This window comes from Pontimicrobium sp. MEBiC06410 (genome assembly GCF_053601615.1).
Genome location: NZ_JBSHNT010000162.1, coordinates 153519 through 176442 on the forward strand (window position 1 = coordinate 153519; position 22924 = coordinate 176442).

The 22924-nt window shown below is 29.8% G+C and carries 22 protein-coding genes; 15 read left to right on the top strand and 7 right to left on the bottom strand.

The genetic code is table 11. The features are described 5' to 3' along the window. The first annotated feature begins 4 nt into the window (after window positions 1-4). The 4 genes from ACVC08_RS16470 to ACVC08_RS16485 all read left to right on the top strand — a co-directional run bounded on the left by ACVC08_RS16470 (window position 5) and on the right by ACVC08_RS16485 (window position 5115). Window positions 5-1291 carry a DUF5690 family protein gene (locus ACVC08_RS16470; protein WP_452602870.1) on the top strand — a complete coding sequence of 429 codons (1287 nt, stop codon included), beginning with the start codon at window positions 5-7 and terminating at the stop codon, window positions 1289-1291. Next, on the top strand, window positions 1281-2438 hold the full coding sequence (locus ACVC08_RS16475) for a TIGR03364 family FAD-dependent oxidoreductase (RefSeq protein ID WP_452602871.1): 1158 nt from the start codon (window positions 1281-1283) through the stop codon (window positions 2436-2438). Before ACVC08_RS16470 ends, ACVC08_RS16475 begins: the two co-directional genes overlap by 11 nt. A gap of 10 nt (window positions 2439-2448) precedes the next feature. Next, complete coding sequence (locus tag ACVC08_RS16480; protein WP_452602872.1) at window positions 2449-3120, top strand: phosphonatase-like hydrolase; 672 nt, start codon at window positions 2449-2451, stop codon at window positions 3118-3120. Window positions 3121-3285: 165 nt separating this feature from the next. Continuing rightward, window positions 3286-5115, top strand: a complete 1830-nt coding sequence (locus tag ACVC08_RS16485) for an alkaline phosphatase family protein (RefSeq protein WP_452600312.1) — start codon at window positions 3286-3288, stop codon at window positions 5113-5115. On the opposite strand, the gene ACVC08_RS16490 is transcribed toward ACVC08_RS16485, so the two are convergent. Continuing rightward, window positions 5112-5681, bottom strand: coding sequence for a helix-turn-helix domain-containing protein (locus ACVC08_RS16490; protein WP_452600313.1), 570 nt, complete (start codon window positions 5679-5681; stop codon window positions 5112-5114). The genes ACVC08_RS16485 and ACVC08_RS16490 overlap by 4 nt on opposite strands. 118 nt (window positions 5682-5799) lie before the next feature. Further along, a complete protein-coding gene (locus ACVC08_RS16495) occupies window positions 5800-6132 on the bottom strand; it encodes a single-stranded DNA-binding protein (protein ID WP_452600315.1) in 333 nt (110 codons plus the stop codon). A 239-nt stretch (window positions 6133-6371) separates the two neighbouring features. Here ACVC08_RS16495 and ACVC08_RS16500 point away from each other — a divergent pair, with 239 nt between their 5' ends. The 8 genes from ACVC08_RS16500 to ACVC08_RS16535 all read left to right on the top strand — a co-directional run bounded on the left by ACVC08_RS16500 (window position 6372) and on the right by ACVC08_RS16535 (window position 12816). Then, a complete protein-coding gene (locus ACVC08_RS16500) occupies window positions 6372-7091 on the top strand; it encodes a LytR/AlgR family response regulator transcription factor (protein WP_452600316.1) in 720 nt (239 codons plus the stop codon). A 306-nt stretch (window positions 7092-7397) separates the two neighbouring features. Further along, window positions 7398-7562 (top strand): hypothetical protein, encoded by a 165-nt coding sequence (locus ACVC08_RS16505; protein WP_452602873.1) that lies wholly within the window; start codon window positions 7398-7400, stop codon window positions 7560-7562. A gap of 147 nt (window positions 7563-7709) precedes the next feature. Further along, window positions 7710-9608, top strand: coding sequence for a tetratricopeptide repeat-containing sensor histidine kinase (locus ACVC08_RS16510; protein ID WP_452602874.1), 1899 nt, complete (start codon window positions 7710-7712; stop codon window positions 9606-9608). Beyond that, window positions 9595-10269, top strand: coding sequence for a response regulator (locus ACVC08_RS16515; protein WP_452600319.1), 675 nt, complete (start codon window positions 9595-9597; stop codon window positions 10267-10269). Before ACVC08_RS16510 ends, ACVC08_RS16515 begins: the two co-directional genes overlap by 14 nt. Before the next feature lie 159 nt (window positions 10270-10428). Further along, entirely contained in the window at window positions 10429-10965 is a 537-nt protein-coding gene (locus ACVC08_RS16520) for a hypothetical protein (RefSeq protein ID WP_452600320.1), read from the top strand. Between the two features lie 477 nt (window positions 10966-11442). Continuing rightward, window positions 11443-11937 (top strand): DUF6265 family protein, encoded by a 495-nt coding sequence (locus ACVC08_RS16525; protein ID WP_452600321.1) that lies wholly within the window; start codon window positions 11443-11445, stop codon window positions 11935-11937. Continuing rightward, window positions 11937-12464, top strand: a complete 528-nt coding sequence (locus tag ACVC08_RS16530) for a GNAT family N-acetyltransferase (RefSeq protein WP_452602875.1) — start codon at window positions 11937-11939, stop codon at window positions 12462-12464. The genes ACVC08_RS16525 and ACVC08_RS16530 overlap by 1 nt, the downstream gene beginning before the upstream one ends. A 4-nt stretch (window positions 12465-12468) precedes the next feature. Further along, a complete protein-coding gene (locus ACVC08_RS16535; RefSeq protein WP_452600323.1) occupies window positions 12469-12816 on the top strand; it encodes a hypothetical protein in 348 nt (115 codons plus the stop codon). A 44-nt stretch (window positions 12817-12860) separates the two neighbouring features. Here ACVC08_RS16535 and ACVC08_RS16540 read toward each other — a convergent pair whose 3' ends face one another. After that, complete coding sequence (locus ACVC08_RS16540; RefSeq protein ID WP_452600324.1) at window positions 12861-13328, bottom strand: CBS domain-containing protein; 468 nt, start codon at window positions 13326-13328, stop codon at window positions 12861-12863. 112 nt (window positions 13329-13440) lie between these two features. Here ACVC08_RS16540 and ACVC08_RS16545 point away from each other — a divergent pair, with 112 nt between their 5' ends. Both ACVC08_RS16545 and ACVC08_RS16550 read left to right on the top strand, forming a co-directional pair. Beyond that, window positions 13441-15741, top strand: a complete 2301-nt coding sequence (locus tag ACVC08_RS16545) for a M28 family peptidase (RefSeq protein ID WP_452602876.1) — start codon at window positions 13441-13443, stop codon at window positions 15739-15741. A gap of 62 nt (window positions 15742-15803) precedes the next feature. Beyond that, entirely contained in the window at window positions 15804-16517 is a 714-nt protein-coding gene (locus tag ACVC08_RS16550) for a hypothetical protein (RefSeq protein WP_452602877.1), read from the top strand. 607 nt (window positions 16518-17124) lie between these two features. Here the strand turns inward: ACVC08_RS16550 and ACVC08_RS16555 are convergent. The 3 genes from ACVC08_RS16555 to ACVC08_RS16565 all read right to left on the bottom strand — a co-directional run bounded on the left by ACVC08_RS16555 (window position 17125) and on the right by ACVC08_RS16565 (window position 20432). Beyond that, window positions 17125-19218: a M13 family metallopeptidase gene (locus ACVC08_RS16555; protein WP_452602878.1), complete on the bottom strand. Its 2094-nt coding sequence runs from the start codon at window positions 19216-19218 to the stop codon at window positions 17125-17127. A gap of 147 nt (window positions 19219-19365) precedes the next feature. Beyond that, window positions 19366-19908 carry a nuclear transport factor 2 family protein gene (locus tag ACVC08_RS16560; RefSeq protein ID WP_452602879.1) on the bottom strand — a complete coding sequence of 181 codons (543 nt, stop codon included), beginning with the start codon at window positions 19906-19908 and terminating at the stop codon, window positions 19366-19368. After that, the gene (locus tag ACVC08_RS16565; RefSeq protein ID WP_452602880.1) at window positions 19905-20432 is read right to left on the bottom strand and encodes a hypothetical protein; all 528 of its coding nucleotides are present in this window, start codon (window positions 20430-20432) and stop codon (window positions 19905-19907) included. The genes ACVC08_RS16560 and ACVC08_RS16565 overlap by 4 nt, the downstream gene beginning before the upstream one ends. Before the next feature lie 235 nt (window positions 20433-20667). On the opposite strand from ACVC08_RS16565, the gene ACVC08_RS16570 reads away from it, so the two are divergent. Continuing rightward, on the top strand, window positions 20668-21621 hold the full coding sequence (locus ACVC08_RS16570; protein WP_452600330.1) for an NAD-dependent epimerase/dehydratase family protein: 954 nt from the start codon (window positions 20668-20670) through the stop codon (window positions 21619-21621). Between the two features lie 26 nt (window positions 21622-21647). Here ACVC08_RS16570 and ACVC08_RS16575 read toward each other — a convergent pair whose 3' ends face one another. After that, complete coding sequence (locus ACVC08_RS16575; RefSeq protein WP_452602881.1) at window positions 21648-22889, bottom strand: DUF5018 domain-containing protein; 1242 nt, start codon at window positions 22887-22889, stop codon at window positions 21648-21650. Window positions 22890-22924 lie beyond the last annotated feature (35 nt).

Here is a 22924-nt window from a genome sequence, read left to right on the forward strand (position 1 = left end):
TTAAATGCAAAAAATTAAAACAAACCATTTCACGTTTATAATACAAGCTTCAATAGCAGCCTTTGGCACCTATTTTTGCATGTATGCTTTTAGAAAACCCTTTACCGTAGCAACATACGAAGGTTTAAGTTTTTGGGGAATAGATTATAAAATTTTATTAATAATTGCTCAAGTTCTAGGTTACACACTTTCTAAGTTTTTAGGAATAAAAATCATTGCAGAAATGAAAGCCAATAAACGTATTCACTATCTTATTGGTTTTATTCTTTTAGCAGAATTAGCCTTGCTTGGTTTTGCAGTAATACCAGCGCCTTATAATATTAGTTTTTTATTTCTAAACGGTATTCCTTTAGGTATGGTTTGGGGTATAGTCTTTTCTTATTTAGAAGGTAGAAAAACAAGCGAAATTATAGCAGTAGTATTATGCTCTAGCTTTATTATGTCGTCTGGAATAGTAAAATCTGTTGGTAAATATGTTCTCGATACGCTTCATTTCTCTCAACAATGGATGCCTTTTATTACTGGTTTATTTTTTATTCTTCCCCTACTTCTATTTGCCTTTTTATTAGAGCGTTTACCAAACCCAACAAAAAAAGATCAAGAAAGTCGTACAACAAGAAAACCCCTTAACAAAAAACAACGCACACAACTTTATAAAGAGTTTGCATTTCCACTAACCTTAATTATTATATTTTATATTTTTATAACAGGGATACGAGATTTTAGAGACAATTTTGCTCGTGAAATTTGGGATGATTTAGGCTATACAGATAGTGTAAGCATCTATTCTTTATCTGAAATACCTATAGCTATATGCGTCTTAATTATTATGGCTTTAATAGGTTCTGTTTCAAAAAACTTTAAAGCTTTTAAATATTACCATATAGCCATTTTGTTAGGAGGTGTTATTATTGGCCTGTCTACTCTAGCCTTTCAACTACAAATAATGTCTCCTGTTATATGGATGATTTTATCTGGTTTTGGTATGTATTTAAGCTACCTTCCTTTTCAAGGTATGTTTTTTGATCGTATGATAGCTACTTTTAAAATTAACGGTAATGTAGGGTTCTTAATTTACATTGCTGATGCCTTTGGGTACCTTGGAAGTATCTTAATTCTATTATATAAAAACTTTGGAGACGATAAAATGTCTTACTTATCATTTTTCACCTATTTAATATATGTTATCTCATTATTATGTATAACTATAGCAATATCTTCTTATTACTTTTTTAAAAAAAAATATCGTAAAAAAACACCAACAACAATACTATTAGCATATGAACAATAAAATATACGACCTAATTATAATTGGAGGAGGCGCGTTAGGTTCCTTCCATGCCTACCATGCTTTAAACCTTGGATTATCTGTTTTAATGATTGAAAAAAACTCTAAACCTCAAGGCGCTACAGTACGTAATTTTGGACAAGTAGTACCTTCTGGCATGAATACCAAATGGCAAAACTACGGAAGAACAAGTTTAAACATATATAATACTATTCAAAACCAATTTGATATTAGTATTAGACAAAACGGAACCATATATGTTGCTTCAAACGAAGAAGAAGTTCAATTAATTGAAGAATTGCATCAAATTAATAAAGCAAACGATTATGAGTCTCATTTACTAACCAAACAACAATGTTTAGAAAAGTATAATGGATTGAAGGCAGATTACTGTAATGCTGGCTTATTTTTCCCTCAAGAAGTTACAGTAGAACCAACAGTTATGATTCATAAATTACGAGAATACATGATTGAAAACTTCAAGTTAAACTATTTATCTAATACTACAGTAATAAATACTCAAGAAGCTAATGGTTATGTAGAAACAATAACTTCAGGTGGACAAGTCTATAAATCCTCTAAAACAGTTATTTGTAGTGGAAACGATTTTAAATCCTTATACCCAGAGGTTTATAACAAAAGTGATTTAGTAGTTTCTAAACTACAAATGATGCAAACAAAACCTCAACATAATTATAAACTTAATGGTTCTATTTTAACAGGATTAACCATTAGACGTTATGAGGCATTTGAAGAGTGTGCTTCATGGAAAACTGTTAAAGCAAAAGAACTTGCCGATAGCTTCGAAAAACAATTTGGAATACATATTCTATTTAAACAAGCTACAGATGGCTCTGTAATTATTGGAGATTCTCATGAGTATGCAGGTGCAAAAAATAGCGATGATCTAGACTATAATTTAAATATGGAAATTGATGATTTTATGATAAAAGAAGCTAAAAAAATTATTAATCTTCCTACTTATAAAATACAAAATCGTTGGGCAGGATTTTACAGCCAATGTAAAACCAAAGATATTTTTGAACACCAAGTAAGCCCCAATGTACGTATTGTAACGGGAATAGGAGGAAAAGGTATGACTGGTAGTGCTGGCTTCTCTGCAGAGAGCTTAAATAAAATTTTAAACTAAAATACAATAAATGAATACAATAAAAATGGTAGTGCTTGATATGGCAGGAACTACAGTTAATGAGCATAATGTTGTTTACAAAACATTACAAAAAGCAATTACTAATTATGGTATAGATATATCGTTAGATAAAGTATTAGAAATTGGAGCTGGAAAGGAAAAGTTTCAAGCCATAAAAGATATTGTAAACACTATAAATTCAAATACAAACGTTAATGTAGAAGCTATTTTTAGTGATTTTAAAACACTATTAGACCAAGCCTACAATACACTGGAGGTCTCTCCCGTAAAAGGTGTAGAAGATGTTTTGTTAAAATTAAAAACCGAAGACATAAAAGTTGTTTTAAATACAGGGTATAATAGTATAGTAGCTAATAACTTACTACAAAAATTAAAGTGGAACCTAGGCACTCATTATGATTTATTAATTACTGCCGATGATGTAGATAAAGGAAGACCACACCCAGATATGATTTTAAAAGCAATGCATCATTTTAATATAGATAATCCTTTGCAAGTATTAAAAGCTGGAGATTCTGCCATAGATATAGAAGAAGGTAAAAATGCTAATTGTGGTATTACAATAGGCGTTTTATCTGGCGCGCAAACAAAAGAACAATTAATGCAGATGAATCCAACCTATATTTTAGAATCTTTAGCAACATTAAGAACAGTTATTTAATAATAGTTAGATAATAAAACAAACATTAACTAACTGTTATGCATACTTAAAGTAATACTAATTTTAATGTTATGAGTTTTACAAAATGATTACCAATAGTCATTATTTTAATATTTGTAAATAAAATGATTTAATTTTAATTATTAATTTACAAATATTAAAATAATGAAAACAAAAACTATCAACGCATTAATTGTTTACCTATTATTAATTTTTCTCGGTTGCGAAAAACCAGACATTTCAAATAATACAGACGAAGTAAATAACACTCCTCAAACACTAAAATCTAACAAAAAAAGAAAAGTTTTATTAGTTGGTATTGATGGCCTACAATTTGAAAAAATTGCAGGAGTAAATACACCTAATATAGATAAGCTAAATATAGTACGAGCGTACAGTGCTGGCATTACGGGAACAGCATCTGAACAAAAAACGAAGAGCGGCCCAGGGTGGACAACAATATTAACAGGTGTTTGGCTTAACAAACATGGCGTTTCAGATAATAGCACATCTAATAGATCCCAAGCTAAAAGTGTTTTTCAATACATAAAAGAATATAACCCTAGCTTAAAAACAAGTAGTATTGCAACTTGGTCTCCTATTCATGATTTCTTTACAGAGCAAATGAATTTTGTAGATAATAGATACGATGGAGGCAATGATGATAATGCAGTAACACGAGCTTTAAACGATTTAAATACTAATAACCCCGATTTCCTCTTTGTTCATTTAGACGAAGTAGATGGTGTTGGGCATAGTTCTGGTTTTGGTACTAATTATAACAATAGTATTGTTAAAGCAGATACTAGATTAGGTAGTATAATGGATGCTATTGAATTAAGAGAGCAAACATTAAATGAAGACTGGTTAATTATTGTAACTACAGATCATGGAAGAAGCCCTAATGGCGGATACTCTCATGGAGACCAAACCTTATCAGAAAAAAATATTTTTATTGCCATGAATAAAACCGGCAATGAAGAATTTAACGAAACTGCCAATTCTGTGCCAAATACAGGTTTTAATGGCTTATATAAAATTCCAGCACAAACAGCCATTGTCCCTACAATATTAACCTATTTGAGTGTACCTATTAAACCCGAGTTTAAATTTAACTCCACTTCTTTAATAAATACTGTTGGTCCAAGAAAAGTAATGTTAGATGAAAACAACAAGCTTTTTTGGTTATATAATGGTAGTGAATCTGCCAACATATACAGAAATAATGAACTTATAGCAACTGTAAGCGCTAACCAAGGTACTTATAACGATACTAATGCCTCTACTATTTCTGGAACAATAAACTATACTATTGAAATAAATAACCAAATAGGCTCTGTACAATTTAATAACTCAAATATTATAGCAGCTTTAGATTGGAATGATGCTTTAGATATTAGAGCTTATTTTTTTAGAAACGATTTAAACTATTTAAGATATAATAAAGCTACAGACCAAACAGATGCTGGATATCCGCTAGCAATAAATAGCAATAACTGGCCTGGTTTAAACGACTATAAAAATTTAATAACTGCTGCTTTTAAAGGGAGCAATGATAAAGGGTATTTTTTCTTAAATAATGGTACGTATATTCGTTATGATATGGATAACGATAGTATGGATTCTGGATACCCACTTAATATAGATAATTCTACATGGCCAGGATTAGAAAACTATGGAAATAAAATAGTCGCTGCTTTTAAATGGAATAATAGTAAGGCCTACTTTTTCTTAAATGATGGTACTTATGTCCGCTATAATCTTTCTAACGACAGTGTAGACAGTGGTTACCCAAAAGCTATTAACAATAGTACTTGGCCTGGTGTAGAAAATTATGCTAATATGATTACTGCTGCTGTAGATTGGAACTCACAATACTTTTATTTGTTTTTAAGTAATAACACCTATATAAAATACAATAAACTTACAGATAGTGCAGTTTCGGGATACCCTAAGCCTGTTAATAATACTACTTGGCCTGGTTTATTAAATTAATCTGAGTAAAAATATAATACAAGCATCACGCAATCCGTGGTGCTTCTATTTTCTGGAACATGCGGTAAACGTCCATTAAAATAAATAGAATCTCCAGCTTTTACTAACACTTCTTCGTTATCTATTATATATGTGCATTCTCCACTAATAACATATTTAAACTCCCATGCATCTGTAATAATTTTATCTCTTTTAGAGTTTGGTGAAACAGTAAGTAAAACAGCCTCAAAACCTATAGCATTTAAACTTTTACCAAATATTTGATGATATGTAAAACCCTCTGCTTCAATTTCTTTTTCTATAAATTGCTGCTCTTCTTTTTTTACATGTATAAACTTAGCGCCTGTTTTTTTCTCTACAGCTTCAAAAAAGGTACTTGTATCTATACTTAAAGCATTTATAAGGCCTAATAAAACAGGTAAAGAAGGAATTGTTCTTCCATTTTCTATTCTAGATATTAACCCATTACTAACTCCAGCATCTCTAGCTAAATCGCTAATAGTTATACCTTGTTTTTTTCGAATTGACTTTATGCGCTTACCAATACCAATTAAAAAATCATCCATTCTATTCTTTTTTGTAAAAAAACAAAATTTAATCTACAGTATTACATGTTAATATATAAAAATAAAAGAGGGTGCTAATAACACCCTCTTTATAATTATCAAAAAAATTGTTGTTCTATTATTTTCCTAACATTAACAGTTCATTACACACCACTTCTGTAGTGTAACGCTTCATACCATCTTTATCTTCCCAAGTACGCGTTGTTAACTTGCCTTCAATAGCTATTTCCTTTCCTTTCGCAACGTACTTTTCAATAATCTCAGCTACTTTACCGAAAGCAACAATGTTATGCCATTGGGTGTCAACAACCTTTTCTCCTGTAGCATTTTTATAGCTCTCATTAGTAGCTAAAGCAAATTTTGCTAATATTTTACCCGATTCTAGATTAATAATTTCTGGATCATTACCTAAGTTACCAATCAACTGTACTTTGTTTCTAAGTGTGTTCATAATTTCTATATTTTAATTGTTTAACAGTTAATACTATTGAACCTTCATGGATTCAACACTGCAAATATGAAACAACAACCAAATACTATTCGGTTAACACACATTTAATTTCGTTTGTAAACATTTGTAGTCGTTTAAATTCGATTAATTAGAAGGATAATCCTTAGCAATCCTAAGGATTATCCTTAGCACTTTTTTAGTTAATCTTTTTACCTTTATTTTTTTAAACCCTACATTTTTTGAATAGTTATTATATAATAGATAATGAAAACGATCTAGTTCAAAACATTAGCAATGTTATGGCAGATTATTCTACGTTTCATTCTTTAGGAAACTCTTCAAATTATGAAGAAGCCATGAATACTATTTTAAAACGCAAACCAGACATTGTTTTTTTAAATTTAGATAATGTTTTAGACAATTCTTTTCAGTTTGTAACAGAGTTAAATAACTATTTAGAAACTATTCCTCATTTTGTAGGTATTTCTACTACCAAAGATTTCGCATATCAAGCTATTAAGCATAATTTCTTAGACTATTTAGTAAAACCTCTTTTAGAATTAGATTTAAGGAAATTTATATTAAAATATAAAAAAAATCACGCTGTCTCTTGTAATAAAATGTTGTGCTTAAAATCTTATAACGATTATCAATATATTAATATTGATGAAATTATGTTTCTTAAAGCAGATAACAATACAACAGATTTTTACATTAATGATGGTAAAATTATAAGTGCGTACAAGACCTTAAAAATTTTTGAAAATTCTTTACCTAATAATTTTTTAAGAATTCATAAAAGCTATATAGTAAATAAAGATTATGTCTCTAGAATTAACTATAGCAAACTTAAATGTACGGTAGACCGAACCTCTCATAAAATTCCTTTTACCAAAACTTATATTCATAATATTGAATTTATAAAAGAATCCTTATCTAGTTTATTTTCTCCAAATTAAAAGTTCTACTTGTAGTTTTTATAAAAAAACTACTCTAATTTATCAAATAAAATTATCGCCTTAGAAAAGCACATTTAAAATTAGTAAAACCTTAAAAAAAAGCATTTCCCTAGCGTAGAGGTGTTGTTTACTACTATACTCTAGGCGTTCACTAAAGCCAGTATTGTTTTCTAGTTCAATCCTTTATATCCTACTACATTTGTAGTATAAGAAGCTTCTAAACCAAACATTAAATAAACAAACCCAACAAAGCCACTCCAAATTTTTGGAGTAACTAACTAATTTAAACAATCTAAAACTTATACTATGAAAACCTCAACAAAAATACTCGCGTTACTACTTTTTGCTTCATTATTTTTCTCTTGCTCAGTAGAAGACGTTAATGAAGATAACTCACAAAATATCGAGTTAGCTACTGGAGGCGAAGATTCCTCTGAAGTTGATGACGATAGAGACCCAAACGGAGAATAAAACTATTTTTTATAGTTAAAAAAAGCCTTAAGCCTAAGTTTAAGGCTTTTTTTTTTAGCTTTGTTAAACCACAAATAATTACCCGCTATAATCTTAAACTTAAAACTACATATTACTAAATATTGTTTCATTTTTATAACACTAATTGTGTTATACAATTGTTCTGATAATAAAGAGCCAGTAACAGAGACAGTAATAATAGAAAACGACTCTATTAGAAACAAGCGTTTATTAGATGAGGCTTACGAGATTTCTTTAGGAGAGGACTCTATTAGTTTTATAGAAGCTAACAAAAAAGCCTATAAATCCTCTTTAAAATTAAAAGACACTTCTGGAATAGCCGAAACACATTGGAATTATGGTACCTATTACGCAAAAAAAGAAGTATTCGACTCTTCTTATTACCATTATTACCAAGCCTACAAATCTTACGAAGCAATAAACAACGATTATTTTTCTGGAAAAATGTTGTTTAATATGGCCTTTGTTCAAAGTAGGTTTAAAGATTATACTGGTTCCGAGAGTAATCTTTTTGAAGCTATTTCAAAATTTGAGCCTCTAGATAAAAATTTATCTCTTTATAATTGCTATAAGCTTTTAGGCACCATTTATAAAGAATTAGAAGATTACGAAAACTCTATTAATTATCACAATATTGCTTTAGACTATTTAAAGCGTGTTAAAAATAAAAAAGGCAATATAAAGGAAGGTGCTTTAAATGATATTGCTATAACTTATCAAAAACAAAAAAATTACGATAAAGCTATTGAGTATTTAGAGCGTGTACTAGAATTAAAAGATCTATCTACAATAAACCCTAAATTATACGCCAAAATCATTGATAATTTAGCCTATACAAAACTTTTAAAGAAAGATACACTAAACATAAAAAAAGACTTTGAAAAAGCATTAAGTATTAGAAATAAAGTAGAAGATTTTTCAGGTATAGTAATAAATAAACTGCATTTAGCAGAGTATTATATAAAAGCACAAGACACAGCAAAAGCAATTACTTATGCCAAAGAAGCCAATACTTTGGCTAATTCAACTAAACACCATAGAGACATTCTATCTTCCTTACTTTTACTATCTAAGGTAGACACAAAAAATGCTTCTAGTTATTTAAATGAATATGTTTCGCTTAACGAAAGGCTAGAAAAGCAAGAACACAAAATAAAAAACAAATTTGCTCGTATACGTTTTGAGACAGATAATTACATTTATAGATCCGAAAAACTATCATCACAAAACACCATAATTCTAATTACATCAATTGCAGTAATATTTATACTTATATTATTACTATTTATTAGATCTGAACGTGCTAAAAACAGAGAGTTAATATTAGAAACCCAGAAAAAGCAAGCAAATGAAGATGTTTATAAATTAATGCTTAAACAACAGTCAAAGCTAGAAGAAGGTCGATTAAAAGAACGCAATAGAATATCTGAAGAATTACACGATGGCGTTTTAGGCAAAATTTTTGGAACAAGAATGGGGTTAGGATTCCTTAACCTTCATGGAGAACCAGAAGACAAAGCCAAACAACAAACATACATTGATGAGCTACATAAAATAGAACGAGAAATTAGAGCCATTTCTCACGAACTAAAAAATGATGTTTTACTCTCTAAACAAGACTACATTACACTTATTAAAGCCTTAGTAGAAGAACAAAGTATTGCAGGGAATTTTAAATATAATATTACAACTATAGATGAAGAGTATTGGAATGAAAGTAGCGATGTTATAAAAATAAACTCCTATCGTATTATACAAGAATCTCTTTTAAATATTATTAAACACGCAAAAGCGACAGATGTAAATATTACTTTGGGTTATACAAATGAAAATCTTAACTTTACTATTGAAGACAATGGCGTAGGATTTAATAATAAAAAAATAAGTAAAGGGATTGGAATTTCTAATATAAACTCTAGAGTAAAAACAATAAACGGCACCTATTCTTTAGTCTCCCAAAAAAACAAAGGTACCAAAACCACTGTATTAATTCCTTTTAAGACTAAAACCAATGAAACCGATTAATGTATTAATTATAGACGACCACCCTATAATTGCAGATGCCTACAAAAGTGCAATGTTAAAAATAAGTAAAACAGAAGAAACTTATAATTTTAATATTAAAGTAGCAAACGATATCGATACAGCTATTTATGAGCTTAAAAACACAAATGATAACAAAATTTTTAACATTATATTTCTAGATATTAAACTTCCTAAATCTAGTAATGGTTTGTTACTGTCTGGAGAAGACCTAGGTCTAGAAATAAGACGTATTACCCCAAAATCTAAAATTATTGTGGCAACTACTTACAACGATAATTATAGACTTAATAACATATTAAAAAGTATAAACCCAGATGGCTTTTTAATAAAAAATGATATCTCTTCAGATGAATTGGTAGAAGCCATAATAACCGTAATAGAAAAACCACCACATTACAGTAAAACGATATTACAACTATTACGTAAACAAGTTACTAACGATTTTATATTAGACAAAATAGATAGGCAATTACTATACGAATTATCTATAGGAACAAAAATGGGAGACCTACCAAATGTAATTCCATTATCTATTGGCGGTCTAGAAAGACGTAAACGACAATTAAAAGTTTCTTTTAATATTGCTAAAATGGATGATAAAACCTTAGTAGAAATAGCAAAACAAAAAGGTTTTATTTAAATATTAAGCAAGTTTCCTTAGCAATTATAAGGAAAAGCCTTAGCAATATCTCTTCTTTTTTATATAACTTAGTTACTCCTTGAATACTAGGAATTTCCTCCCACAGCAAAAAATCATTGCGTCACTATTTTTTAACTAAGTTATAATACCCCAAACATTATGAAATTAGAAGACATATTAGAATTAGAGGAAAAACAATTATATAACGAAGCCTACCATAGCTATAATATTTTACTAAATGAAAAAAAACAAGATTTCAAACTCTGGAAACACTATTATTTCTTTTTATGGTATATGCTAGATGTTGTAGATGGCCAATTTACTATAGATATAAATTTACGCAGAACGCTAGTTATAGAGTTTAAAAAAGGGCTAAAACTATTTAAAAACATACCAGAGTTTAATTTTATTACAGGCTATACTATATCAATCATGCCATACATATTTGGTAATTGTAATAAATATGAAAAAAAAGGAATACAACTGTTAGAAAAAGCAAACCACCTAGAGCCTAACAATTCTATATATAAAATGACATTATTAGGAGCACAATGGGATTTTGGTGGACAAGAGCGATCTTACAACGAGGTTTGTATAAAATCTAAACAAGAAATACTTAAAAAATATAAAGGTAAAGGACTAATAGATAGCTATTTTAGCAGAACCCTAAACAGGTATGAAGAAGTATTAAAGTAAAAAAAATGTTTTTCCTTATTAATACTAAGGATTTTCCTTATAGGTATTAAAAGTTAATAATTTATCTTTACAATAATAAAATTATAGACATGGTCAAGTTTATAAATGTTATTAATAAAAAGAATGAATAATAGTAAAAAGAAGCTTAACTGGCTTTGAAAGTTATTTTGATGGGAGCAAAAATAATATATCAAACCAGTTAGCTTTTTTTATAAAAAACATATAATATAAAGAAGCTATTATAATCAATAAATTGATTGATTAAAGATAACCAAAATCTAGCTGGCGATAAATCACTTAAGTGTAGGGACTTCAAGTAGACTAAGTCGGTTAGATTTTTTTTATGCGTTTATTAAACAATAAAGCAACTCTTCACCTTGTATTCCCTTATTACAGGTCTTATTGTTAAACTTATAAGTTTGTTACAATTATATTAAGTTTATTATCTTAGATTATTAAAATAATACCTCTACAGTAATGAAGCTTATATTAATTCTTGCACTCTCCTTTAGTCTAAGCTATTGTAATAGCCAAAACACCTTACAATATAACAATAACAAAAACGCTCCAAAAGCAACACTACAAGACGTATCATGGATAGCTGGACATTGGATGGGGGAAGCCTTTGGAGGGATTACCGAAGAAATATGGAGTCCTCCCCTAGGAAATTCTATGATGTTTAGTTTTAAACTAGTTAATAATGGTAAAGTAGTATTTTACGAGCTAGGAGCCATTACCGAAACTAATGGCACACTATTACTTCAATTAAAACATTTTGGTCCGGACTTTAAAGGCTGGGAAGAAAAAGACGACTCTGAGGTTTTTAAATTAGTAAAAATTGAATCTAATCGTGCTTATTTTAACAACTTTACCTTCGAAAAAATAAGCGATAACGAAATTAATCTTTATGTAGTTATTAGTGAAGAAGGAGCAACAGAAGAAGTTAAATTTAATTATAAGAGAAAACTATAATGATTCGTATAGAAACAGAACGATTAATTCTTCGCGAATTTATAGATAGCGATGTCGATGGTTTATTTGAGCTGGACTCTAACCCAATAGTACACAGATATTTAGGCAATAATCCTGTAAAAAGCAAAGACGAATCTTACAAGTACATACAAGATTGCAAACCAAAATATAAAAAACACGGTATATGTAGGTTAGCAGTAATAGAAAAAGCAAGTGGTAATTTTATTGGTTGGTCTGGCCTACGCTTTATAGATGATTATACCTTTAACAATCATACAAATTTTTACGACGTTGGTTACCGGCTAATTCCTAAATACTGGGGCAAAGGTTATGCAACAGAATCTGGTATAGCATCGGTTAACTACGGGTTTAACACCTTAAAACTAGATACTATTTATGGTATTACAGAATTAGGTAACGAAGCATCCCATAAAGCACTTTTAAAAATAGGTCTAGATTATCTAGAAGATTTTTATTACCCAAAAGAACAACTAAAACTACGCTGGTATAGTATTAAAAACAACTAAAACTATGGAAAGAAAATGCCCAGAATGTGGTGAGAAAATTGCAGGTAGAATAGATAAAAAGTTTTGCAGTGACTACTGCAGAAACTCGCATAATAACAAATTAAATAAAGATGGTAAAAACCTTATTAGAAACATTAACAATAGACTCCGTAAAAATTGGCGCATATTAGAAGTTTTAAACCCTAACCAAAAAACAAAAACCACTAAATCTAGATTAATAGAGCACGGTTTCGATTTTAATTACTTTACAAGTACTTATACAACTAAAGCTGGTAAAATATATTATTTTGTATACGATCAAGGCTATCTTCCTTTAGAAGATGATTTTTATGCCTTAGTAAAAAGAACATAACACAGCCATAGCAGATTTACTGTAAACACATTAAACCTTGTAAATCATTTCCAATTTTGTCCCTTTAACTCCATAGCAGCTTTTAAAATATCTTTTTGACTTATTTGTCCAACCAATTTTCCATTCTCTACAATAGGAAATCGGCGACGTTTAGATTTTAAAAATTTATTAGCAGCATCAAAAACATCTAAATTACCATCTATGGTTTCTACATCTTTAACCATATGCTTTTCAATTGTATTTTGCTCCATTGGCATATTGTAATAACGGCTTTCGCTTATCTGTTTTATACAATCGCCTTCAGAGATTATACCTACCAATTCATTTTTATCATTAACAACCGGTCCGCCAGAAATACGATGTTTTATTAGCATATTAATTACCTCTTCTACAGATTGATTTGGGTTAAATGTTATTAAATCTCTAGACATATAATCACTAACTTTTAAAGGCGAACTATCTGCTTTTTGCTCTTGTCCTTTTCTTGCCCCTTGAAAACTTTTAATACCCATAATATCTTTTTTTAGTTTAAAACTAAAGTTACTCATTTTTAAACACTTAACCTAAACACAAATAACTATCAATAATTTCTTATTTTTATAACTCCCATAAAACCTCAAACTAATGTTTAAAAAAAGCATAGCATTATTACTAATTATATTTTCTGTTTATGTAAGTTTTGATGCGCTTTTACCAGATCATATTTCTTCTATAAATACTAGTAAAACACAATTTTCTACAGCTCGTGCATTAACACATTTGTCAGAAATTTCTAAAGCACCTCATTTTGTTGGTAATGCTGAACATAAAAATGTAAGAAATTATATAGAACAGCAATTACAAAATCTAGGATTAAAAACACAAATACAAGAAGGTTACACTATAAGCCAATGGGGAAACCTTACTAAAGCAAAAAACATTTTAGCTAGAATTAAAGGAAGTACAAAAGGCAAAGCACTAATGCTATTAACACACTATGATAGTAATCCACACTCTTCATTAGGCGCAAGCGATGCTGGATCTGGTGTTGTAACCATTTTAGAAGGCCTTAGATCTTATTTAGCAGAAGGAAAAACACCAAAAAATGATATTATTATACTTATTTCTGATGCTGAAGAACTAGGATTAAATGGTGCCGATTTATTTGTAAATCAACACGAATGGGCTAAAGATGTTGGTTTAGTTCTTAACTTTGAAGCTAGAGGTAGCGGTGGCCCAAGTTATATGCTTATTGAAACTAATAATGGCAACGCTAATTTAATGAAAGCTTTTGTTAAAGCAAACCCTAAATACCCAGTAGCAAACTCCTTAGCTTATAGTATATACAAAATGCTACCTAATGATACCGATTTAACAGTATTTAGAAAAGATGGAAATGTTAATGGTTTTAATTTTGCTTTTATAGACGATCATTTCGATTACCATACAGCATTAGACACATACGATCGTTTAGATAGAAACACTCTAGAACATCAAGGCTCGTATTTAATGCCTTTGCTTCATTATTTTGCAGATGCAAATTTAAATAACTTAAAAAGTACCGAAGATTATATCTATTTCAATGCTCCTTATTTTGGAACAGTAATTTATCCTTTCAATTGGATTTTTCCAATGTTAGTATTAACTATTATTGCATTTATTGGCTTATTAATATATGGTTTCAAAAATAAAAGACTAAAAAGGCAAGAAGTCTCTAAAGGTTTTTATGTATTTATAACTACTTTAATAAGCTGTGGCTTATTTGTTTTTTTAAGCTGGAAATTAATTAATATTATATACCCAGGTTACAAAGAGCTACTACATGGCTTTACATACAATGGCCACAGTTATATATGGTGTTTTGTATTATTAAGTCTCGGTATTATATTTTATTGTTATCATAAAGTATACAAGCCTTTTAACACAGCAAGTTTATTAGTTGCTCCCATAACATTATGGCTTATTATTTGCACTCTGGTAGCTTTTAATTTAAAAGGTGCTAGTTTTTTTATTATTCCTGTAATTTTTGCTTTGTTAGCCTTTTTTGTTCTGCTAAAACAACAAAAACCTAGTATTATATTATTAACCTTACTTTGTATTCCAGTGTTGTTTATAATAACACCACTCATTAAAATGTTTCCTGTAGGTTTAGGATTAAAGATTCTTTTTGTAAGTGCAATTTTTGTTGTTTTAATTTTTGGACTTACACTACCCGTTTTTGGTTTTTTTAAACATAAAAAACGATGGAGTTACCTATTCTTTTTATTTGGAATCTTTTTCTTTTTTAAAGCACATTTTAACTCTAAATTTACAGCAAACACACCAAAACCTAATAGTTTAGTTTACATCTTAAATAACGATGATAATACAGCACTTTGGGCAACTTACGATACTACTTTAGATGCTTGGACTAAAAACTTTATTGGAAATGCACCAAAAGAAGCTTCTTACTTAAATAAAAATATATTTAATAGTAAGTATGCTTCTGGGTTTACCTATGCTACAAAAGCGCCTATAAAAACTATTTCTAAACCAAAAATTGAAATTTCTAACGATACTATTATAGGAAACAAAAGGTATTTTAATATCTGTATAATGCCCACAAGAGCGGTTCAACGTATGGAAATTTTTTCAGACTCCACAAACGTCTTTCATTCTTTTAAAATTAATGGTGTAAAAGCCTATAGAGCAAAAGACTCTGATTTTGTTTTCGAAACACGAGAGCATAATAGATTATTTAGCTATTATGTTACAGACAACGAACCACTAGACCTATTCATTAGTGTTCCTGCTGCACAAAAAACATCATTACAGCTACATGAAGCTACTTTCGATTTACTAGAGAATAATTTATTCACTATACCAAAACGGGAAGAAAACATGATACCAAAACCGTTTGTTTTAAACGATGCAATTATTACAAAACAGTCTATTAACATTAATTAGCATTGTTTTAAGAGTTTAAGTCTATATTTTTTTTATTTTGGCAAACCATAAACACAAAACAAATGAAACGACTATTAGTATTAGCGCTTTTAACAAGTTGCTATTTTGTAACTGCGCAAAATAAATCTGAATTAACTAAGCATTACGAAGCCTATTATAAACAGATGAAAACACAAGGCGATGCCCAAGGTGTTATTAATGCCTTAACACACTTAAATGTTATTGCGCCTTCTCAAGCTAGAAAAGATACTTTAGCTTATGTTTACTTAAACGAAGGAAAACACATACAAGCCATTAATACTATAGGCTACGAACCCAATGCAACAGACTCTAATTTAGCTAAGGAAATCAAGGCAGTTTCATTAAAATCTTTAGGAGAAGCTAAATTAGCAATACCACACTTTGAGGCGCTCTTTAAAATAAACCCAAGTCCTAATATTGCATACGAATTAGCTGAATTAAATTTACAACTAGGCAATCTAGTAGAAGCTAGAAAACATAGTGCTTTTGGTGTTAACAACTCAAAAGATGACATGTTAAAAACATACTACGAAACACAACAGCCTTATCAAGTACCTTTAAAAGCTGCCTTTACTTATTTAAGAGCATTAATTAAGTTTAATGAGGATAAAAAAGCAAACATAGACACTGCTGTTTTAATGCTAGACGAAGCCATAAAACAAGCGCCTAACTTTAACTTAGCGTATGTAAGTAAAAAAGCAATATTATCTTTAAAAGCAAAACCAGAGACTGGTACAGCAGCCCCAAAGAATTAAATAAGAAAAAACATATTTAAAAGCAGTAATTAGAAGGTTCTAATTACTGCTTTTTTGATTTTAATCATCTTTTTTAGGTAAAATTTGTAACAGCTAACTATTATTTAACGTCCTATTTTATTACTAATAAATCAAACATTGAAAAAGCATATTGTTAATAATTGCTCGAAAATAGCATAGATGTAAAATAAAATACGCAGAAACGTTTTTGGTATATAAAACTATAATAAATTATGAGTGTAGATGGAACGTATGGCAGGCTAAGTGGACATAACCTAAGGTTTAAAGAATTGCGAAGAAAAAAATTAGATCGCAGAGAATCTAAAATTTGGAAGAACACATACATTTTGCAGAATAATAAAAAAGAAACTCATTTTAAATCTGTCCTCCAGAACAGCTAAACAAAATTAAACAACAAATACAAAAGAAAGTTAAACGTCAATTGTACATAGACCTCTTTGTTTTTGCAGTATCAATGATTCTAGCTAGTTTGTTATTTATTTTTTTATTTGTTAAATAACCATAGCATTTACTTTAAAAAAACACCGTAACAAAAAATGCAACCCTAAATAGAGTTGCATTTTTTGTTATTTTAAACTTGGTATTATTACCAAATTCTCACACGCTTTTCTGGTGCTATATACATTTTATCTCCTTCTTTAATATCGAAAGCTTCATAGAAAGCATCAACGTTTAATAATGGTTGTACAGCTCTATTCATTCCTGGTGAGTGCGGATCTGTTTTAATTCGTGTTTTTAATGCATCATCACGCATTTTTGTTCTCCAAACGGTTGCCCAACTCATAAAGAAACGTTGCTCTGGTGTATACCCATCTATTTTTTCTACTTCTTTACCTTCTAAACTCATTTGTAAAGCATCATAAGCAGCAAGTACACCTCCTAAATCTCCAATATTTTCTCCTAAAGTAAACTCTCCATTTATATTTACATCTGGTAACACTTCTATAGCACTGTATTGATCTGCTAATGCTTTACCTAACCCTTCAAATTGTTTTAAATCTTCGTCTGTCCACCAGTTATTTAAGTTTCCATCTTTATCATAACGCGCACCAGAATCATCAAAACTATGAGAGATTTCATGACCTATTACGGCTCCAATACCTCCATAATTAACAGCATCATCTGCTGTGTAATTATAAAATGGTGGTTGTAAAATTGCTGCCGGAAATACTATTTCGTTGTAAGCTGGATTAAAATAAGCATTTACCACTTGTGGTGCCATAAACCATTCGCTTTTATCAACTGGTTTACCTAATTTTTCTAAATCGTCTTTAAAATTCCATGCTCTTGCGTTTAACATATTTTGAAGATATGTTCCGCCTTCTTCAACACCTTTTATGTCTAGTGCAGAATAATCTTTCCATTGGTCTGGATAGGCAATTTTCACTTTAGTAGCTCTTAATTTCTCAATTGCTTTCTTTTTAGTGTCTTCGCTCATCCATTCTAGCTTATTAATTCTGTGCTCGAATGCTAAAATGACATTTTTAATCATTTTTTCTGCTTTCACTTTTGCTTCTGGTGGAAACTTTTTATCTACATATAACTTTCCTAATGCTTCACCAATAGTTCCGTTTAATGTTTGTAAGGCACGCTCTTCTAAAGCACGTTGTTTTTTAGCACCACTTAATTCTTTACTGTAAAAATCCCAGTTTGCTTTATTTAACTCTGTAGATAATAATCCTGCTGCATTATTTAATGTAGACCAACGTAAATATGATTTCCAATCAGAAACATTGTTCTCTGCTAATATATCTTGTAGAGCATCAAAATATTTAATTTCGCTAACTATTACTGTATCTAATTGTTTTACACCAATTCCTGTAAAGTAATTTTTCCAGTTTACTGCTGGAACCATTTTTTGTAAGTCTTCTATAGATCTTGGGTTATAACGCTTACGTGCATCACGACGATCTACTTTATCCATTTTAGGTTCTGCTAATCTAGTCTCGAACGCTAAAATTTGCTCTGCTTGTGCTTTAGCATCTGCTTCTGTGTCTCCTAAATACTGTAGCATTCTAGTAATATGCGCCACATACTTTTCTCTTTTTTCTTTAGAATCGGCATCATCTTTTACATAGTAATCTCTATCTGGCAATCCTAAACCTCCTGTTCCTAAATAAGCTACATTTCTGTTACTGTCTTTAGGGTCCGATCCTACTCCAAAACCAAAGAAACCTGCACCTCCTGTTGGCTCCATTTCTATTAAAAAGTTTTGTAAATCGTCAATGTTATTTATAGCTTCAATTTTAGCTAAATATGGTCTTACTGGATCTAATCCTTGTTTATTTCTTCCAACAGTATCCATTATTGTTTGAAATAATTGTACTGCTTTTTCTTGGTCTGATCCTGGTAAAACTTTAATACTTTCTAAGTCTTTATTATCAGACATTGCTGCTTTTAAAATAGACAAAGCATCCTCATCAGTTTTTTTACGCAACTCTGCAAAACTTCCCCACGAGGTTCTATCGTCTGGAATCTCGTTAGTTTCTAGCCATTTACCATTAACATGTTTAAAAAAGTCTTCATTAGGTTTTACAGATGTATCCATAAAATCTAAATTAATACCAGGTACTTTTTCTACTTCAACTTTTGCTTGTGCAGTGTCTTCTTGTTTTGCATCTTCTTTACAAGCTACAATGCTTAATAAAGCAAAAGTACCTATGATTGATAGTTTTTTCATTTTAACTTTTTGATTAGTTTTTAATTGTACAATTTACTTAGATATTTTTAAGTAGTAAATAAATTAACATTTTCATAATTTTTTTTAACAAAAAACGCGTTCAAAGTAATGAACACGTTTTACTATATATAAAAAATTGTAAAAAATTTAATTTTTTGCTTTTAGAGTTTTGGTTAGTTTATCGTCAAATGTTTTCTTTAGTTCTATAACATCCTTTACGTTTTCATTAGGGATAGCAATTGAGAGTACATAGTGTGCTACTTTCCACTCATTATTTTCTAATTTCATTATACCAGAACCTCTACATAATTTCATTTGTGTATCTAATAACTCATCAAACCATGCTAGTTTTTGATCTTCATAAATGTAAATGTTACGTTCTACAGCGGTAAAGCTCCATGCTTTTCCTTTATCGAAATAAGGTTTAGAAAAAGCTTTAAAAGCTTTAAGTTGCCAATTTTCGGTAGCATCCGTGCCTATAAACACACCATCTTTGGTCATTAAGTTAAAATAAGCATCAAAATCAGCATTGCCGGCTGCTTTATGCCAAGCATCTAATGTCTTATTAATGTCTTTTTTTAAATCTACTTTTGCAACTACTGGTGTTCTTCCATTATCTAACTTTGGTGTTTCTTGACTAAAACTGTAGGTTACAAAACATACAAATAGGAGGGTTAAAAATGCTTTCATTCTATTTCTGGTTTTATGATGTTTTGAGCTTCTTTTTCGAATTTTTTATTAATTAATAATGTAACATAGGAAAAGGCCTGAAATACTTCTTTTATAACTAATAAATGTTCCTTTTTCGTAGTTGTAGATAACCTTGTAGCTTCTTCTAACTTATATAATTTTGTTTTTAAAACTAATACCCTAGCACGAACAGCTGCAGTGTCTATATTTTCTGGTATCGTTGTTTCTAAATCCTCTATTGTTGTTTCAAACACAGCCTTATCATCTATAAAAAAACCAAAATCTCCATTATTAACTGCTGCAATGGCAGTTGCTATAGTATTATATGCTAGCCAAGAATCTAGTGTGTTTTTAGCTTTAGTATCTACACCATAATCTAAAAATTGAATTTTAGCTATGTCTTTTTTAGACACCAAAGTAGTGTCTTTTAGCTTTGTTTCCTTAACAGTCCCTTCTGTTGTATCTTGTGTTTTTTTACAGGATACTAAACAAGCAAGTAGTAACAGTACACTTAAAAATTTCATTTATTTATTATTCTTTTTTTCGGCCAAAACATACAAAATAATTATTTTGATAATATTAAAATTAAATCTTTTTATTTTATACATGGTTTAACTCTTTGAATTACAAATATATTGCATTCAATACGTTCGTTACGATAAATTATATAAAATTTATGAGTCGATTTTTACCTAAAAATTACGATATTATGATTAAAATCTTATTATTTTTACGCATTATCTAATTTATGCTTAAAATATGTCATCAAGAATTTTAATTATTGGAGCTTGTGGTCAAATTGGGTCTGAACTCACTTTTAAACTTAGAGAGATACATGGAAACGATAATGTTATTGCTAGTGATATTAGCTATAACAACCTAGATGTTGTTAATTCTGGTCTTTTTGAAATTATTGATGCCATGGATTACGCATCGGTTAAAGTATGTGTTGAAAAGTATAATATAGATACAGTATACCTAATGGCTGCTATGCTTAGTGCCACAGGAGAAAAATACCCTATGAAAGCATGGGATTTAAACACAAGTTCTTTGTTTCATGTTTTAAATCTAGCTAAGGCTAATATTATTAAAAAAGTATATTGGCCCTCTAGTATTGCTGTTTTTGGTCCATCTACTCCAAAAGTAAACACTCCACAATATACTACTATGGAGCCTACTACTGTTTATGGTATTACTAAGCAAGTTGGAGAACGCTGGTGCGAGTATTATAATCAAAAATATGGGGTAGATGTTAGAGGTATTCGTTATCCTGGTATTATTAGCTGGAAAACCATGCCAGGTGGTGGTACTACAGATTATGCTGTTGAAATTTACCATGAAGCGGTAAAACATAAATCTTATGAGTGTTTTTTATCTGAAGATACTGCTTTACCTATGTTATTTATGGATGATGCTATTAAGGCAACTGTAGATATTATGGCCGCAGACGATAATGCTATTAAAATACGATCGTCTTACAACCTAGCTGGTATTACTTTTACGCCAAAAGAAATTGCTGCTTCTATACAAAAATACATTCCTGATTTTAAAATTACTTACAAACCCGATTTTAGACAAGACATTGCTAATTCTTGGCCGCAAAGTATAGATGATAGCGAAGCTAGACAAGATTGGAACTGGCAACATGATTACGACTTAGATGCTATTACTAAAGAAATGTTAGAGCAGTTGGGTAAAAAGTATAATAAGTAATTATCTTTCTTACTAATACTTCAAACTTAATCAAACTCTACTGTAATAGAATCTCCGTATCTTCCATTATAATTAATAAATATTGGTGTTTGATATGTTCCTGAAGGAAACATCCCACTATTTACATTCATTTGAAATGTTAGCATTGTGCCTTCAGAATTCACACTTACTGGTGAAGATGAAGACTCATTATAAGCATAAATAGAGCCATTATGAGCTGCTATTCTAATTCCTGGAACTAGATTAGTTCCTGTTAAAATTAGTGTGTCGCCAAAATTATAGCTTGATTGGTTTGAAGATGTAATTACAGGAACGTTTTCGGCAAGCACATCAATTAATTCAATCGTTTCTGTTTTTATAACATCGTCTACTACATATTTTAAAGTATAATCACTAGCAGTAACGATATTATTAGGGAATTCTATTTGAAAATTTGTGAATATATCATCTTCAAAAGTGGTAAAACTATAATTGCTGTAACTTAATTCATAGCTGTTTGTAGCATTAGCCAAAATAATTTTTGAGTTTGGAAGTGTTAAATCAACATTTTGAGTTCTAACATAAGGTTTAGCATTACTGTAGTAAGCAGTAGAAAAATCACTTGTAGAACTTACACTGTTTACGGTAGTTATAAGTAATACCTTTGTCCTAACAGTATATATATTAAACGTTCCATCTTCTGCCGTTACAGTATATTCAACGTCTTCTAAATAGTTTTGAGCATCATCTACTCCTGGCGAAAATGTAGCATTTTCCGAAACTGTAATGGTAGGAACTAAAAGTTGTGCCGTATCTCCATAAACCTCTATATCTATTGTTAAAGCATCATGATTTATAACACCATCAAAAGTATTTCCATTATTACTAAGTTGAAAACTTAAAATCTTTTTTTCGTTAGAAGGCACAGCAATCTCAGTATTATTGGTAGTTACAGTGTAAACTGCCTCATCTCCATTTTCGGCTGTAACTGTATATATAACTGGCTGACTAAAATCTTGTATTGATGTTGGATCTGGAGAAATTGTTGCTTTAGCCGAAAATACTATTTGTGGAACAATGTTACTATTTACTTCTAATCCCACTGTTTCTATTTCAATAGTTTTATTTTGTTCGTTAATTACCCCTGCATAATTAATATCATTAGGCTTTATAGTGAATGATATAACTTTATTTTCAGAACTCAACTTTGCTTCTTGCGAGTCGTCGTCTTTTGAACAATTAATAAATATTAAGCTAACAAAAAGTAGTATTAAGGTTTTAAATTTCATAGTTAATTATTGATTAAGAGCACAAATATAAATAA